Source organism: Ligilactobacillus aviarius, assembly GCF_001654615.1.
Taxonomy (GTDB): domain Bacteria; phylum Bacillota; class Bacilli; order Lactobacillales; family Lactobacillaceae; genus Ligilactobacillus; species Ligilactobacillus aviarius_B.
Genome location: NZ_LWUD01000051.1, coordinates 208,674 through 226,297, shown reverse-complemented (window position 1 = coordinate 226,297; position 17,624 = coordinate 208,674). Strand labels below are relative to the sequence as shown.

Sequence of the window (17,624 nt, the reverse complement as noted above, 5' to 3'; positions counted from 1 at the left end):
TGATGTTAATTTCAAGTTATAATCCAGAACACTTAGGTGATGTTTTGATAACAATGATCAAGCCGGATGTGGCCAAGCAATCTTCTGAAAAGAAGGAAAATGTGGTTCGTATTTTTAATCGGAAAACAAACGAAACAATTGGCTACAACTTTTTTGATGTGTCCCAAACGTTGACTGGATTAAATGGTCAGGGCCAAGTTTTGTTAACTGCTGATCAAGTTAAATTATTAAACGAATTATTGACCAAGGTTGGCTTTGAAGATCTCTTAGAAGAAGATCAAACACCAAAATTTGTTGTTGGATACGTTGAAGAAATGGAAGCTCATCCGGATTCAGATCACCTGCACGTAACGAAGACCCGCGTTGATAATGACCAAGTTTTGCAAATCGTTTGCGGAGCACCCAACATTGAACAGGGCCAAACCGTTGTGGTTGCAAAGGAAGGCGCAATGATGCCAACGGGCGCAATGATTTGGAATGGCAAACTTCGCGGGGTCGAAAGTGATGGAATGATTTGTTCAGCCCGCGAATTAGGGTTGCCAAATGCACCACAAAAGCGTGGAATTTTGGTTTTGCCAACTGATGAATACCATGTTGGTGATGAATTCGACTTTGATAAGGCAGCAACATTATTTACTAAAAATTAAGCGCAAAATTCGCGTGATCTATGATAAAATGGGCTAGGTAACCTTTAGACGTAATTGGGTTCTGGTCCAATTTTTTTAGTTAGGATGACAAAATATGGAACATTATGATGGACCGGCTTTTTTTCGGCGTCAACCAGTCGAAAAGCCACGGAAAAAAATAAATAACCACCCAGCTGAAGGATTACGCCAAACGGAAGATAGCCATCGGGAATTTCATCCTAGCTATATTCCGCCTTCAGTTTTAACGCTGGGTTCAAAAAACTTAAAAGAAAAGTATCGCCAATTAGTAACCGAAATAACAAAAGCAGACGAAGATTATTTGTTGTTCGATGATGCGGTCAATTCAGCTGATGTTGTTGATCTGCTTCATTTTACACCTGAATCAGCGGTTGATGATGAACCGCAACAAGAAGAACAGGTCTCATCTCAAGCGGATTCGGAGCCGATGGAATCGAGTCTGACAGAAAGTCCCCTTGAAAAGGATGAAAATGAAGTTGCTGAACATCAACTTGAGTCTTCATCAAGCGATGAATCTGAAACTTCGAATTCAAGTGAAGATGTTCAAGCTCCGGATCATCAAATTGATGATGACGAGTTTGAGCAGGTTAAACCAGCGGCTGATGAAGCTTCAGTAACTGAGATTGAGAGCGAGCCGGATGAAGAGCCTGAAATGGATGAAACGGATAACAGTTCTGAAAATGATACTGATAAATCGACACCTGAAACGGATTCTTCGGTGGATGGCTCAATGAAAGCTGAACCTGTGATTGAAGAACCAGGGCAGAAACCAGCCGATACAGAAGACCATCTTCCAGAAGCTGCAACTACTGAATCAGCACCTTCTCAATCGCCAATTGAGAGCCAAAACGATGACTTATCGGGCCATGCGTTGAGCAAATCGCTTGGCGACATTATGAATGAAGAAAATAATGCGCAACGGAATTTAAAGATTTTTGACTCACCGAAACCGGAACCAGTTTCAGTAACTGACAGTCGTGTCGATAATCATGGTCGTGGATATCAGTTACCGCCGTTATCGCTTCTTCCAGAACCAGTAGGGGAGGATAGCGAGCAGACTGAAGAATGGGCTTTGAATCAAGCTGATATTTTGAATGAAACGTTTAAGGCCTTTAATGTCGATGCGCAAGTCAAAGACTGGACGGTAGGCCCAACCGTTACCCAATTTGAGGTTACGCTGGCCCTTGGAGTAAAAGTAAGCAAGATTACAAACTTAGCTGATGATTTGAAACTGGCACTGGCTGCAAAGGACATTCGAATTGAAGCCCCAATTGCTGGTAAAAGCAGTGTCGGAATCGAAATTCCGAATAAATTCTCGCGGCCGGTCATGCTGTCAGAAGTCTTAAATTCGCCGCAGTTTAAGAATGCGCGGTCGCCACTGACGGTTGCGTTAGGGGTTGACCTGTTTGGAATTCCACAAGTGACGAATATTCACGATATGCCGCACGGATTGATTGCAGGCGCAACCGGATCAGGAAAATCGGTCTTTATTAATAGTTTGCTGATTTCACTTCTGTATAAGGCAACTCCTGAACAGGTTAAATTACTGTTGATCGATCCGAAGACGGTCGAATTAGCGCCGTACTCCGAATTACCGCACTTGCTTGCTCCGGTAATTTCAGATCCGCAAGCAGCAACGGCATCATTGAAGTGGGCCGTTGAAGAAATGAATAACCGGTATGAAAAGTTAGCGGCTGCCGGGGTTCGCGATATTGATAGTTTTAACGCGAAAGTTGAAGAAACTGGCGAATACGGCCTTCACATGCCATACATTGTGATTATCATTGATGAATTAGCCGATTTGATGATGACCGCTTCGGCAGAAATTGCCGATTACATTGGTCAGATCACAGCCAAAGCACGGGCATGCGGGATTCATTTGCTAGTTGCTACTCAACGGCCAAGTGTTGATGTGATTACCGGAACAATGAAGAATAATATTCCGACCCGGATCGCATTTATGGTTTCAAGTCAAGTTGATTCGCGCACGATCATTGATTCTGCCGGGGCTGAAAAGCTTCTTGGACGGGGGGATATGCTTTATCTTGGAAACGGGAAGAGCCAACCAGTTCGGCTTCAAGGAACGTACATCAATGATGATAAAATTGATGAGATCGTTGATTTTGTTAAGAAACAGGGCAAACCGCATTATGCATTTGATCCGGATAACTTAAAGAAAAAAGAATTGAATCACGAAAACGAAGATGAGTTGCTTCCACGGGTTCTCGAATACATCGTTAACGAAGAAACAACGTCAACTTCAAAGCTTCAACGGGTATTTTCAATTGGTTATAACCGGGCTGCGCGGATCATCGAAGAGCTGGAGAAAAAACAGTACATTTCACCAGCGCACGGTTCAAAGCCGCGGAAAGTCTTTTTAACTGAAGAAGAATTAGATAAAATGCAAAATGAATAAATAATTTTAACTGAACATATGATAGACTATGAATAAGATATGATAAGAGAGGTTTTTTCTAATGGACATGGATGCAACATACTTTTTTGTGGGAATTAAAGGGACAGGAATGAGTTCGCTTGCATTGATCTTACATGACAAGGGATGCAAAGTGATGGGTTCAGACATTGACAAGTATACTTTTACTCAACGTGGACTTGAACAAGCAGGAATCAAAATTTTACCTTTCAATGCTGACAATATTAAACCAGGAATGATCATTGTTGCCGGCAACGCATTTAACGATGATCAAGAAGAAATTGCGAAGGCAAAGGAAATGGGCTTAAAGGTAATGCGTTACCCTGAAGTTGTCGAAATGATCATTGAAGAAACAACAAGTATCGGCGTTGCTGGTGCTCACGGAAAGACAAGTACAACCGGCCTCCTTGCACATGTAATGAGCGGGGTTTCACCAACAAGTTACTTAGTTGGGGATGGTTCTGGAAAGGGGACGCCGGATGCCCGCTTCTTTGTTTTTGAAGCTGATGAGTACCGGCGGCACTTTGTTGCATATCACCCAGATTATACGATCATGACGAACATCGATTTTGATCACCCGGATTACTTTACGGGAATCGATGATGTGTGCGATGCCTTTGAAACCCTTGCACGGCAAACTAAGAAGGGAATCTTTGCATGGGGCGAAGACAAGAACTTACGGAAATTAAATGCCAATGTTCCGATTTATTATTACGGGACAGAAGATAACGATGATTTCGTTGCCAAAAATATTAAACGGACAACAACCGGCTCAAGTTTTGATGTTTACTTCCACGATCAATTCTTAGGGAACTTTGAAACTCACTTGTTCGGTGAACACAACGTTTTGAATACGTTGGCAGTGATTGCGGTCAGCTACTTTGAAAAGATCGACCTCGGCAAGGTCAAACAAGAATTATTGACCTTTAAAGGGGTTAAACGTCGCTTTACTGAAAAAACGGTTGCTGATATGGTCATTATTGATGATTATGCCCACCATCCGCATGAAATTCGGGCAACATTGGATGCTGCGCGGCAGCAATATCCGAATAAAAAGTTAATTGCTGTTTTCCAACCGCATACCTTTACGCGGACGATCGCATTGATGGATGACTTTGCTAAGAGCTTGAACATTGCTGATCAAGTATATTTAACTGATATTTTCGGTTCGATTCGTGAAAATAGCGGCAATGTTTCATCAGCTGACCTTGGGAAGAAGATCACTAAGGGTGGCGAAGTTTTGAAACTTGATAACATGTCACCGCTTTTGGATTATCATGATGCCGTTGTGATTTTCATGGGAGCCGGCGATATTCAAAAGTATGAACGCGTTTATGAACAATTGCTTAGTGAATTAAGCTTAAATAAAAATTAAGGTTAACCAAGGCTTTTTCTAATGGATTATGTTAGGAAAAAGCCTTTTTTGTGTGCTATAATCTTCTCTACAATGAATTAGAAGGAGAGTTTTTATGGATAATTTTGATCAACAAAGCTCAGTCAACATGCAGGGCTTGAATCGGTTCCTGTCACGGATGTATGGCTACATGGCAGGGGCAATCGCAATTTCGGCCATTATGGCATTTATTACGGTTAAATATTTACAATATACGATTTTCAGTAGTCCGGTAATGATGATCGTTTTAGGAATCGTTTCAATTGTGATGGTGCTCTCACTGTCATATAATCCTAATCGGTCGGCGGCTGCAAGCATCTTAATGCTTTTTGGTTATGCGGCAATTGAAGGAATTTTCTTCTCATCGATTTTAGCGGTTTATACGATGAAGAACATCACGATGGCGTTTGTTTCGGCAGCCGTTGTCTTTGTGGTTTTAAGTCTGTTCGGGTTAAATACTAAGAAAGACTTATCCCGTTTCGGACGTCAGGCATTTGCAGCGTTGATCGCCTTGTTAATTGTTTCAGTGATCAACCTGTTCTTGCACAGTGCGGCGATTGAATACATCTTCTCATATGTTGGGGTTGTGATCTTTACGATTTTAACTGCATGGGATACGCAAAACATGAAGAACATTTATCTTCAATATGGTGATCAGTATGAAGTTAACGGTTTGGCAGTCAATGGTGCTTTGCAACTTTACCTTGACTTCATCAACATGTTTATCTACCTTGTTCAGATCTTTGGCCACAACGATAATCAAAACTAAAATGAAAGTCGCGGAATTTCCGCGATTTTTATTTTGCACGAATGATTTGGTAGAATAAGGGTAATAATAAGAACGAGGAAAAGGTTAATGACAGATTCAACGAAAAAATTATTATTAATTGATGGAAATAGTGTTGCCTTTCGCGCATTCTATGCACTTTATAATCAGGTTGAAAAGTTTACGAACCATGACGGCTTGCATACAAATGCAATTTACAGTTTTAAAATTATGTTGGATAAGTTACTGAAACAAATTGATCCAACAAATATTTTAGTTGCGTTCGATGCCGGAAGAACAACGTTTCGGACTGAAAAATATGCTGACTATAAGGGCCAGCGAAGTAAAACGCCCCGGGAACTTTCAGAACAATTTCCGTTTTTGCGTGAAATGCTCACAGACTACGGAATCAAAAGTTATGATCTAAAGAATTATGAAGCCGATGATATTATTGGGACCCTTGCTAAAGAAGCTGAGGGTGAAGGCTTTCAAATTACGATCGTAACTGGGGATCGGGATTTGACTCAGCTTGCAACGGATCAAACAACGGTTGCAATCACCAAAAAAGGAGTTTCTGAAATTGAAGAGTATACTCCAAAACACATTGAAGAAAAATTTGGATTAAATCCGCGGCAAATTATTGATATGAAAGGCCTTGTCGGGGATACATCTGATAATTATCCAGGAGTAACCAAGGTCGGTGAAAAGACCGCAATCAAGTTATTAAAAAAGTATGGCTCAATTGAAGGTATTTATGACCAAATCGATAAGATGCGGCAGTCCAAGATGAAAGAACACTTGATCGAGGATAAGGAACAAGCTTTTATGAGCAAGGATCTTGCCCGGATCCGGCAAGATGCTCCAATCGAAGTGGACATCAAGGATACTGAATGGTCCGGAATTGATTACGAAAAATTAGAAAGTTTCTATCAACAGATGGACTTTAACCGTTTCTTGAGTGAACTTCATCAAAATCAGGGAGCGGCAAATTCAGAAAGCGCGGCGGCAGTTGCGTCAATCGATTATACTGAATTAACTGCGGCTAACCTTAAGAAATTAGGAAAGCCAGATGATTCTTCAATCACGTTCCATCTTGAAATGGACGGGGAAAATTATCATAAAGCGCCGATCATTGGGTTTGCAATTTTGAAGGACGACAAATACTTTGTTTCAAATCAGCCCCAATTATTAAAAGAACCCGTTCTGAAAGAACTGCTTGAAAAGACAACCATGGATGTCTTTAACGCCAAACGAAATTACGTTGGATTAAATCGCCTTGGGATTCAAATGGCTCCCGTTGATTTTGATTTATTGCTGGTTTCGTATTTGTTAAATAATACTGATAACAGTGATGATCTTGGAAAACTTGCGCACGAGCATCAATACTATCAGGTCCAAAGCGATGAAGACGTGTACGGTAAAGGCGCCAAGCGGACAGTTCCGGTTGATCAACCAGAATTCTTGCAACATTTAGCTCATAAAGTCCAAGCAATTCATGATTTGAAATCCAAGTTAATGGATGAACTGGATGATCATGAACAGACTGAGTTATATGAAACGATTGAACGGCCACTGTCGATCGTGCTTGCTCAAATGGAAATTGCAGGGATTAAGGTCGACATTGACCGGTTAATGCAGATGCGCAGCGAATTTAAAGAACGTTTAGCTGAAATCGAGCAGCAGATTTATCAAGAAGCTGGCGAAGAATTTAATATCGGGTCACCTAAACAATTAGGAGTAATTTTGTTTGAAAAGTTAAAATTACCAGTTATTAAGAAAACCAAGACCGGATATTCAACAGCAGTCAGCGTTCTTGAGAAGCTGCAAGGATTAAATCCGATTATTGACAATATTTTGCTGTACCGGCAGCTTTCAAAACTGCAATCAACCTATGTTGAAGGCTTATTAAAAGTTGTCTTTAAGGAAGATAGCAAGGTTCACACCCGGTATACCCAAACGTTGACGTCAACGGGACGGTTGTCATCGGTTGACCCGAACTTGCAAAATATTCCGGTTCGTCTTGAAGAAGGACGGAAAATTCGCCAAGCATTTGTTCCAAGTCATTCAGGATGGCAAATTTTTTCATCGGATTATTCCCAAATTGAATTGCGGGTCTTAGCCCACATTTCAGGTGACGAAAACATGCAGGAAGCATTCAAAACCGGGGCAGATATTCACGCAAGCACCGCGATGAAGATTTTTAATTTGGATAGTCCGGATGAAGTTACGCCGAATATGCGGCGCCAAGCAAAAGCCGTCAACTTTGGAATTGTTTACGGCATCAGCGATTTTGGTTTAGCGCAAAATATTGGAATTACCCGCAAAGCGGCTAAGAAATTTATTGAAACGTATTTTGAATCATTCCCAGGAGTTCATAAGTACATGACGGGAATTGTTGAGCTTGCAAAGAAGCAGGGCTACGTTGAAACCTTATTCCACCGGCGCCGTTATTTACCAGAAATCAATAGCAAAAATTATAATTTGCGGTCGTTTGCTGAACGGACGGCAATGAATTCGCCAATTCAAGGCAGTGCAGCGGACATTATTAAAATTGCGATGATTCGGATGCAAAAAATGTTACGTGAAAAAGGATTAAAGGCGAAAATGCTGCTTCAAGTTCATGATGAACTGATTTTTGAAGCGCCGAAAGAAGAAATTCCGGTGCTTAAAGAACTCGTTCCGAAGGTAATGGATTCAGCAGTTGATTTGGCCGTTCCGTTGAAAGTTGAAAGTGCTTCAGGCGATACGTGGTTTGATGCAAAAAAATAAGAGGTGAGAGAAATGCCGGAATTACCAGAAGTTGAAACGGTTCGCCGGGGGGTTTCGTCCCAGGTTTTAAACGTTCCGATCAAGAAAATTGATGTTAATTACGAAAAAATGATCAATAACGATGTTGATGATTTTAAAAAGAAATTAACGGGGCAACAAATTACCCGGATCGACCGGCGGGGGAAGTATTTGCTTTTTCGGTTTACCGGAAACTTAACGATGGTTTCCCACCTTCGAATGGAAGGCAAATACATCATTGAAGATCACAATGCTCCAATGGAAAAACACAGTCATGTAATTTTTGAGCTCGCGGATGGACGTGATTTGCGGTATAACGATTCCCGCAAATTTGGCCGGATGCAACTTATGCAAACGGGCGAAGAACTTGAATTTCCGGGAATTAAGAAACTCGGTCCGGAACCGTTAAGTGCTGATTTTACGGTTGATGATTTTTACGAGCGCCTCCAGAAAAAGAAAAAAATGATCAAACCGGCTCTCCTTGATCAAACGGTCGTTACGGGGTTGGGAAATATTTATGTTGATGAGGTTCTATGGATGAGTAAAATTCATCCGCAAACGCCGGCTAATCATTTGACCCGGAGTGATGTGCAAAAATTGCATGATAACATCATCAAGGAATTAAATCTCGCAATTGATGCTCAAGGAACAACGGTCTTCTCATTTAAAAACGCGTACAGTCATGCAGGACAATTCCAGGATCAATTACACGTATACCGGAAGACGGGCGAACCGTGTGAACGGTGCCACACGCCAATTGAACGGTTAGTTGTTGGTCAACGGGGGACCCATATTTGTCCAAAGGAGCAGAAAATCAAATAATGACATATGTTTTAGGATTGACTGGCGGAATTGCTTCTGGAAAGTCGACGGTCAGCAAGATTTTGGCATCATATGGAGCTGAAATCATTGACGGCGACGTAATTGCCCGCCAGTTACAGCAACCGGGCGAAGAAGGATTGCGTCAAATTGAATTTCAATTCGGCAAAGAGTATTTGAATGCAGATGGCAGTCTTAACCGAACGAAACTTGGTGATTTAGTTTTTAATGACCCTGCAGAATTGGCAAAATTAAATCACATTATGCGACCGTTGATTCATCAGCAAATTATTGACCGGGTGAACCAGGCCAAGAAAGCCAAGGTCAAATTGGCAGTCATCGATATTGCACTGCTCATTGAAGGGCATTACTTGGATTTGTGTACCAGTACGATGATGATTGAAACGACAAGCGCAAAGCAGCTTTCGAATTTAATGAACCGGAATCATTTATCAAAAGCCCAGGCGCAAGCGCGGATTAATGCCCAAATGAGCAATTGCGAACGGGCAAAGTATGTTGATGAAGTGATTACCAATAACGGGTCAGTTGAAGAATTAAAGCTAAAAATGATAAAATGGTTGACATCAAAGCATTTATTGGGAAGCGAGGTGGAGTAAATGTTATGTCCGCAATGTCACAATAATAGTTCACGGGTTGTTGATAGTCGTCCAGCTGACAACGGAAATGCCATTCGACGGCGGCGGGAATGTGAAAAATGCGGCTACCGGTTCACAACGTTTGAACGGATCGAAGCAACTCCATTATTAGTAATTAAGAAAAACGGAAATCGGGAAGAATTTAACCGCGATAAAATCTTGCACGGAATTATGCGAGCAGCGGAAAAACGTCCCGTTAGTATGGATAAAATTACCGATATCGTTGATGAAGTTGAACGCAAAATTCGCGCAGTCGGCGGGACCGAAGTTTCAAGTCAATTGATTGGCGAATACGTAATGAACATTTTGGCGGATGTTGATGATGTTACTTACATCCGGTTTGCAAGTGTTTACCATGAATTCAAGGATATGCAATCATTTGCAGATGAATTGCAGGAATTAATGAAACGGAATAAGCAGAAATAAATTAAGCGTAATGGTATTAAGTCAAGGATAAATTGATTTGATTTACCACTATGATTCTTGTTTTTAGGCGCACTCAAATAAGACTAGCCTAAAATTCTAAAAATTTTAGGTTGAAAAGGATATGCGCATTGAATAAAAAATTATTTATTCAATCTCTTTAGCCTCCTTCGGTGGCATATAGAGTTGGTGATTACGTAGTAGCGTATCTACCAAGCGCACAAATTTTCTTGCGGTTAAAACGAGGGCTCGCTTATGTTTATGTTTAGGTGTTTCAGCGTATTTACGCTGATAAAAAGTCTTATACTCAGGAACACGATTCTTTACCGAGTTGGCAGCTTCAACAAGGTAATATCGAAAATATCGATTTCCTGTTTGGCTTAATTTAGTGTTTTCGGATTCAAAGTTTCCAGACTGTTTTCGTTTCCAGGTTAAACCAGCATATTTCGCTAGTTGAGCTTGGTCGGGAAAACGTTCAATTTGGCCGATTTCAGCTAAAATGCCAGCGGCATAAACTGGGCCAACGCCTGGAATACTGGTTAAACATTTATATTCTGGTGTTGTAGAAACTAAATCTTCGATTGCTTTATTGAGTTCTTTGATTGATTTAGTTAATCCACGCATTTCACGAGCTAAGATTCCAAGAATAGTATCGATAGAATCAGCCATCGCCTTATCAAGACGATATGAATTGCGGCATGCTTTTTGAATGGTTTTCGCAAAAACCTCTGGGTCTTTGAAACGCCCGTGACCTTTTTTCTGAACTAATTCAGCAAGGTCTTCAAGTGGCATATTAGCTAAATCATCGACTGATAATTCTTCAGTCATTAATTCAATCGTTGTCGCACTAAATACTTGGACAGAGTCCAGTTCACGTGACAAGGTATTGACTTTATAACAAAGATTTTCGAGAAAGTGTTGTTTAGTTTCGGTTAATTGTTGAATTAGTTGGTAGCGAGAACGAGTAAGGCGTTGTAAAGCCATAAATTTTTCTTCACGCATTGGTGAAGTAGTTCCTCGTCCAATTCTCAAATAATCAGCAATGATAAAAGCATCATTATAATCAGTTTTATCAGTATCGTAAGACTCGGCATATTTTCGAACTCGCCGTGGATCTTCAATTACAGTTTTGACATTTAATGCTTTCAATTCTTGATCGTTTTGAAAGAAAATTGCCGGATGAAAACTGTAAAGTGAAGTTGATTCCATACCAATCATGATCTTTTTAAAACGGTTTTCATCGTTAAGTTTGATGATCTCATTTTTGATTTGACTGGCACCAACGGTGTCGTTAGTGAAACGGGTTCGTAAGAATACTTGGTCGATTTGATCACCAAGAAAACACGCCTCTAATGTCTCAGAGCTAACGTCTAAACCAACAAATAAATTCATAAGGAAAGACCTCCTTTCTGATTGAATTTAGGAATTGTTTTAGCACTGAGGGCTACCCAAGATAACATTGCATAACAGCAGCCTCGCATAAAAGAATTCCATTCTATGAGATAAAAGCTGCATTTCAACTCTACTAAGTTGAAATAAATCCCATAGAGAAACAAGTAATGCGTATGAAGTTATAGCAATGATCTGGGGAACACGCTTGATTTAGTAGTCAAAACTACAGGAGGAACTAGAGCAATCCCATTTAGGACTTTCCTAATGACTATTATCTCAGGTACCACACAGCACTAAAACAAGGAATTTAATTTTTAAGGAAAATCATCGTGAGATGATTACAAAACATATATTACGAGGAGGAAGGAACTTGAATCAAATTCATATTTTAGCAACTGATAAATTTAAGGTTGTTTCCAAGGCACTTCCTCAAGAATTTCAATTTCAAACGCTTACGAAATTATACCAGCCATTTATCGGCGAAACGGCGGTTGCCCTTTACATGTCCCTAATTGCTGAAATTCAAACGGGTGACTGGGATCAACTTCCAGAATGGAATCACGAGCAGTTTTTAGTTCGGCTCGGAATTAATATCCAGCAATTTACGACTGCCAAGGAAAAGCTTGAAGCGGTTGGGTTGATGCGAACGCAGTTTAACGCGCAAAAGCATTGTTTTTTGTACGAAATGCTTCCGGCTAAAAGCGGAAGTGCATTCTTTGAAGATTCGGTTTTAAGCGGGTTGCTAATGGAATATGTTGGCGAGCAGCAATTTGCCCAATTGTTGAATTTCTTTGAAGGCAACCATTGGAATCGGCATGCGTTTCAGGATGTTTCGAAAAAATTGACGGATGTTTTCCGGGTAAAGGGCTCCTCTTCAGTAACTGATGCGCCGGTTCAGTCAACGCCGGTGGCCGATTTGAAGATGAAGCTTAACGTTCAATTGTTAAAACAGTTGTTAACGAAGACCTTTGTTAATCAACAATCAGTTGCGCAAAACTTACAGACTGTGAATACGGTTGCGGTGATGTATGGCCTTGATGAAGTCCAGCTTGTCCGTTTGCTGGAAGAAGCGGTTGACATCAATCATCAAGATGATGTCAATTGGAATCGATTCCGTGCATTGGCAAGTCAGCAGTATGAATTTACAATGAAGCCGGGCAAAAGTGATGATTCTGATTCAAATGTGGAAATTCAACAACCAAGTCAGCCGGTAAGGACTGTTGATCAAGACCTGATCACGGCTTGTGAACAGTATGCCCCGATGGAATTTTTAACGGCATTGAAGGATGAGCAGGGGCAAACCGTAACGCATGAAGAGCAAATCACGATTCAACGGGCAGTTGAAGCGCAACGGCTTGCCCCCGCGGTCATTAACGTGTTGACCCATTATATGCTGGTTAATGAAAATATGGATTCGTTAAATCAGAAATATTTTGAACGCACAGCGAATAATTGGTTGAAAAATAAGGTGAATACGCCGGAAAAGGCAATCGCTTATGTGCGTGAATGGCAAAAGAAACGGCAGCAACCACAGCACGCTTCCCGGTATGCGCGCCGCTCTCAGTATGCAGAAAAATTGCCGGCATGGGCGCAAAAGAAAGAGAATCAATCAACGATTAAAAACCAAACTAAAGATCAATCTGTAAATGTTAATCAGGACATTTCCCGGTTAATGCAGCGGATCAATCAGAAGACCCCGAAAGGAGATGAACGTTAATGGATAATATCAGTGATGGATTAAAACGCCGCTTTCGCGACCCGAAGATGCGGGAACAATACCTTAAGCTGTTTGATGATGTTGTTAAGGATCCGGTGGTTGCTCAGTTTCTGAAAGATAATCAAGAACGGTTATCAAAGCAGGACATCATTACGGGTTTCAGCAAATTGTATGAATTTGTAAATTTACGCAAAGAACTTGCTGCAGGTAAACAGACCTTTGCTCCAGGATATGAGCCGCAACTGATTGTCAGCGACCACCATATCGAAGTTGTGTATCATCCAACGGCCAAAATGGTTGAACAGCAACAGGCGCAACAACGGCAAAAAATGGTTGGAATGATCAACCTTCCAAAGGGGTTACGAAATGCCCGGATTGAAGATTATGATATTAGCGGCCGTGAGGAACCGTTGCGGGCGGCATTAACGTTCATTGATGAGTGCATTGATTATCAAAAAAATGGTAAATTTCCAAAGGGTCTTTATTTATCCGGCAGTCTAGGAGTTGGGAAAACTTATTTATTAGCTGCAATCGCGAATAAGTTAGCTGAAAATGGAATTCAATCAATGATGATCCATTTTCCGTCATTTAGTGTCGAGATGACGGGGGCGATCCAAAATGGGAATCCAAATCAGATTTTGAATCAGATTAAACAGGTTCCGGTTTTGATGCTTGATGATATTGGAGCAACCCGGCTGACAAGCTGGATGCGGGATGACGTTTTGGGAATTATTTTAGAATATCGAATGCAAAACGAATTGCCGACGTTATTTAGTTCCAATCTTTCGATGAAAGACTTACAAGAACAATATTTAACGTACAACAATCGCGGGGACAGCGAGCCGTTGAAGGCAATGCGGATCATGGAACGCATTAAGTTTTTGGCAACTGAATATCAAATGGTCGGTCCAAACCGAAGAAATCCAGAATAACTATTGCCAAATGAAAAGATTTATGGTTCAATGTAGTCAAGAAAGACAAACGGATCGTTAACTTCAGGGAAGGAGATCGTGACTGAAAGTCTCCTAACTAACGAGCTTACCACTTTCAGTTTTCTCACTTAATCGTGAGCGTGTTGCGCGTTAAAGCAAAATGAGGGGTATTTTTAATACCTAAAACTGGGTGGAACCACGTTAACGAACGTCCCAATACTGAAAAGTCAGTATTGGGGCGTTTTTTTGTTTGTCCGACTTTGAAGGAGGAAGAAAAATGGCAGAAGTCAACATTCAGTTCCCAGACGGAACGGTTAAACAATTTGAAAAGGGCGTAACGGTTGAAGAAATTGCCAAGTCAATCAGCATCAGCTTGGCTAAAAAGGCCGTTGCCGGTAAATTTGACGGCAAGTTGGTTGGTTATCACGATGCTTTTGAACAAGACGGTTCAATTGAAATCATTACGAAAGACAGCGAAGATGGATTGGTTGTTCTTTGGAATACCGTTGCTCAAATTTTGAAACACGCATTACATAACATGTATCCAAAGATGAAGTTCGGTGAAAGTTCAGCAACTGAACATGGTTTCTGTTTAGATACAGATAATGCTGACGGCCAAATTTCAGAAGATGAATTCGACAAGATCACTGCTGAAATGAACAAGTTGATCAAGCAAAACATTGCAATTGAAAAGATTATGGTTCCAGTTAATGAAGCATTATCAATGGCTGAAGGCGATGAATATCAAACAGCCTTGATCAATGAAAATGCCGTTGACGGTCAAGTTGAAATGTATCAACAAGGCGATTTCAAGTACTTAGGTGGCGTTCAATTACCAGCAACCGGAGCAGTTAAGGTCTTCCAAATCTTATCAGTTGCCGGAGCATACTGGAAAGGCGCTTCAAGCAACCCAATGCTTCAACGGGTATACGGAACAGCCTTTTACAAGCAAAAAGATTTGGATGCTGAATTGGAACGGCGGAAAGAAGCTCAAGAACGGGATCACCGGGTAATCGGAAACAAGTTAGACTTATTCTTTGTTGATCCTAAAGTCGGTGCCGGCTTACCATACTGGATGCCAAAGGGTGCTACGATTCGGCGGACGATCGAACGGTACATCATTGACAAGGAAGTTGCCGATGGATACCAACACGTTTATACTCCAGTTTTGATGAACTTGAATGCTTACAAGCAATCAGGTCACTGGGATCACTATCATGATGACATGTTCCCACCAATGGACATGGGCGATGGCGAATTCCTTGAATTACGGCCAATGAACTGCCCGTCACATATTCAAATTTACAAGCACCACAAGCGTTCATACCGTGAATTACCATTGCGGATCGCTGAAATCGGAATGATGCACCGTTATGAAAAATCAGGAGCTCTTTCAGGTTTACAACGGGTTCGTGAAATGGAATTAAACGATGGACACACATTCGTTGCATTGGATCAAATTCAAGATGAATTTGCAAAGATCTTGCGGTTGATCATGGATGTTTACAAAGACTTTAACATTACAGATTACTCATTCCGGTTGAGTTACCGTGATCCGAAGAACACTGAAAAGTACTTCGATGACGATGAAATGTGGGAAAAGTCACAAAAGATGTTGAAGGGTGCCATGGATGACCTTGGTTTGGAATACTATGAAGCAGAAGGCGAAGCTGCATTCTATGGTCCTAAATTGGATATTCAAACGAAGACGGCCCTTGGAACGGAAGAAACAATGTCAACGATCCAACTTGACTTCTTACTTCCAGAACGCTTTGACCTGAAGTACACGGGAACTGATGGTGAAGAACACCGGCCGATCATGATCCACCGTGGAGTTGTCGGAACAATGGAACGGTTCACTGCCTACTTAACTGAAATTTACAAGGGAGCATTCCCAACATGGCTTGCTCCGGAACAAGTTGCAATTATTCCGGTTAAGAACGACCTTCACCTTGACTATGCGAAGGAATTGGCTAGCAAGTTAGTTGCCCACAACATTCGGATTAAGATGGATGACCGAAACGAAAAGATGGGCTACAAGATTCGTCAAGCTCAAGTCAACAAGATTCCATACACATTGGTTGTTGGTGATAATGAAAAGGCAAACGGCACGGTTACGGTTCGGAAATACGGTGAAGACGAACAAACAACCATGGCGTTTGATGAATTTGTAACAATGATCAATCATGATATTGAAACATACAGTCGCGAAGATTAATTTAGGCTTGACAGGGTAGTTTTAAGCTGGTAAACTACTTAAAGTTGAGAAAAAAGCAGAGGCAAAAGCTTCTCGCCTAGCAGACAAGAAAGTCTCCGGGCAGAAATTAAGAAATTAATTCCGTTAAAAGCGGCTTTAATGACCTCTGTTTGAAGTATTCAAACGGAGGTTTTTTTATCTGCATTTTCTCTCTGAATTTATTTGGAGGTGAAGTATCATAGCAGTAGACAAGATGGTTAATGACGGCATTCGTGCTCGTGAAGTTCGTTTGATCAGCAGTAATGGTGATCAGCTTGGAGTTAAATCAAAGCGCGAAGCTTTACAAATCGCTGAACAGGAAAATCTTGACTTGGTTTTAGTTGCTCCGAAGGCAAAGCCGCCGGTTGCAAAGGTAATGGATTACGGGAAATACCGTTTTGAATTACAAAAGAAGCAACGCGAAGCCCGGAAGAAACAAAAGACCGTTAATGTTAAGGAAGTTCGGTTAAGTCCAACGATTGACACGAATGACTTTAATACTAAGATGAAGAACGCACGGAAGTTCCTTGCGAAGGGAGACAAAGTTAAGGTTTCAATTCGCTTCAGAGGACGTGCCATTACACATAAAGACATCGGACGTGAAGTTCTGAGTCGCTTTGCTGAAGAAACAAAGGATGTTGCATCCGTTGAATCAAAGGCAAAGATGGATGGAAGAAGCATGTTTTTAATGCTTGCACCTAAAACTGAAAAATAGGTGAGTAGATTAATAGGAGGATTTTGATTATGCCAAAAATGAAAACACACCGCGCATCAGCAAAACGTTTTAAGCGTACAGGAAAGGGCGGTTTAAAGCGTCATCACGCATATACATCACACCGTTTCCACGGTAAGACGATCAAACAACGTCGTCAATTACGGAAAGCAGGCATGGTATCTTCATCAGATATGAAGCGAATCAAGCAAATGCTTTCACAAATGAAATAATTATTACGAATTAAATTTTTGACAGGACCAAATCGGTTCTAACTTAGAGGAGGAATTTTCATGCCACGTGTTAAAGGTGGAACAGTTACACGCCAACGTCGTAAAAAAATGATCAAATTAGCCAAGGGTTACCGCGGTTCAAAGCACATTCAATTCAAAGTTGCTAAGCAACAAGTAATGAAGTCATACCAATATGCATTCCGTGATCGTCGGAAGACAAAATCAAACTTCCGTAAATTATGGATCGCACGGATCAATGCTGCAGCCCGGATGAACGGCATCAGCTACAGCAAGTTAATGCACGGTTTGAAGTTAGCTGAAATCGAAGTTAACCGCAAGATGCTTGCTGACTTAGCCGTTAGCGATGCAGATGCATTCAAGGCACTTGTTGACGAAGCTAAGAAAGCTTTAGCAAAATAATTGATCTTTAAATGATAGAGGCTGTGACGCTTGTCGCAG

The 17,624-nt window shown here is 41.1% G+C and carries 15 protein-coding genes; 14 read left to right on the top strand and 1 reads right to left on the bottom strand.

The annotated features are described in order from the left end of the window. Nucleotides 1–2: 2 nt before the first annotated feature. From ytpR to nrdR, 8 genes are all read left to right on the top strand, one after another. Nucleotides 3–647, top strand: a complete 645-nt coding sequence (ytpR, locus tag A3O17_RS07395; protein ID WP_064212711.1) for a YtpR family tRNA-binding protein — start codon at nt 3–5, stop codon at nt 645–647. Nucleotides 648–741: 94 nt separating this feature from the next. Further along, nucleotides 742–3,081: a DNA translocase FtsK gene (locus A3O17_RS07390; RefSeq protein ID WP_064212712.1), complete on the top strand. Its 2,340-nt coding sequence runs from the start codon at nt 742–744 to the stop codon at nt 3,079–3,081. A 61-nt stretch (nt 3,082–3,142) separates the two neighbouring features. Further along, nucleotides 3,143–4,474, top strand: a complete 1,332-nt coding sequence (gene murC / locus A3O17_RS07385) for a UDP-N-acetylmuramate--L-alanine ligase (RefSeq protein WP_064207732.1) — start codon at nt 3,143–3,145, stop codon at nt 4,472–4,474. 94 nt (nt 4,475–4,568) lie between these two features. Continuing rightward, the gene (locus tag A3O17_RS07380; protein ID WP_064207731.1) at nt 4,569–5,261 is read left to right on the top strand and encodes a Bax inhibitor-1/YccA family protein; all 693 of its coding nucleotides are present in this window, start codon (nt 4,569–4,571) and stop codon (nt 5,259–5,261) included. Between the two features lie 87 nt (nt 5,262–5,348). Then, on the top strand, nt 5,349–8,027 hold the full coding sequence (polA, locus tag A3O17_RS07375) for a DNA polymerase I (RefSeq protein ID WP_064207730.1): 2,679 nt from the start codon (nt 5,349–5,351) through the stop codon (nt 8,025–8,027). A gap of 12 nt (nt 8,028–8,039) precedes the next feature. After that, entirely contained in the window at nt 8,040–8,867 is an 828-nt protein-coding gene (gene mutM, locus A3O17_RS07370) for a DNA-formamidopyrimidine glycosylase (protein ID WP_064207729.1), read from the top strand. Beyond that, complete coding sequence (gene coaE / locus A3O17_RS07365; RefSeq protein WP_064207728.1) at nt 8,867–9,481, top strand: dephospho-CoA kinase; 615 nt, start codon at nt 8,867–8,869, stop codon at nt 9,479–9,481. Before mutM ends, coaE begins: the two co-directional genes overlap by 1 nt. Next, nucleotides 9,482–9,946: a transcriptional regulator NrdR gene (nrdR, locus tag A3O17_RS07360; protein WP_057827879.1), complete on the top strand. Its 465-nt coding sequence runs from the start codon at nt 9,482–9,484 to the stop codon at nt 9,944–9,946. 144 nt (nt 9,947–10,090) lie between these two features. On the opposite strand, the gene A3O17_RS07355 is transcribed toward nrdR, so the two are convergent. Further along, complete coding sequence (locus A3O17_RS07355) at nt 10,091–11,335, bottom strand: IS110 family RNA-guided transposase (RefSeq protein WP_064572391.1); 1,245 nt, start codon at nt 11,333–11,335, stop codon at nt 10,091–10,093. Nucleotides 11,336–11,705: 370 nt separating this feature from the next. Between A3O17_RS07355 and A3O17_RS07350 the strand changes: the two genes are divergently transcribed. The 6 genes from A3O17_RS07350 (at nt 11,706) to rplT (ending at nt 17,585) form a co-directional block, all read left to right on the top strand. Further along, nucleotides 11,706–13,052, top strand: a complete 1,347-nt coding sequence (locus tag A3O17_RS07350) for a DnaD domain protein (protein ID WP_064207727.1) — start codon at nt 11,706–11,708, stop codon at nt 13,050–13,052. Then, nucleotides 13,052–13,984 carry a primosomal protein DnaI gene (dnaI, locus tag A3O17_RS07345; protein ID WP_064213193.1) on the top strand — a complete coding sequence of 311 codons (933 nt, stop codon included), beginning with the start codon at nt 13,052–13,054 and terminating at the stop codon, nt 13,982–13,984. Before A3O17_RS07350 ends, dnaI begins: the two co-directional genes overlap by 1 nt. A 277-nt stretch (nt 13,985–14,261) precedes the next feature. After that, nucleotides 14,262–16,202, top strand: coding sequence for a threonine--tRNA ligase (gene thrS, locus A3O17_RS07340; RefSeq protein ID WP_064207725.1), 1,941 nt, complete (start codon nt 14,262–14,264; stop codon nt 16,200–16,202). A gap of 232 nt (nt 16,203–16,434) precedes the next feature. Beyond that, nucleotides 16,435–16,935 carry a translation initiation factor IF-3 gene (infC, locus tag A3O17_RS07335; RefSeq protein ID WP_057827883.1) on the top strand — a complete coding sequence of 167 codons (501 nt, stop codon included), beginning with the start codon at nt 16,435–16,437 and terminating at the stop codon, nt 16,933–16,935. 29 nt (nt 16,936–16,964) lie between these two features. Further along, on the top strand, nt 16,965–17,165 hold the full coding sequence (gene rpmI / locus A3O17_RS07330) for a 50S ribosomal protein L35 (protein WP_057827884.1): 201 nt from the start codon (nt 16,965–16,967) through the stop codon (nt 17,163–17,165). 60 nt (nt 17,166–17,225) lie between these two features. Continuing rightward, nucleotides 17,226–17,585 carry a 50S ribosomal protein L20 gene (rplT, locus tag A3O17_RS07325; protein ID WP_057827885.1) on the top strand — a complete coding sequence of 120 codons (360 nt, stop codon included), beginning with the start codon at nt 17,226–17,228 and terminating at the stop codon, nt 17,583–17,585. The last annotated feature ends 39 nt before the right edge of the window (nt 17,586–17,624 follow it).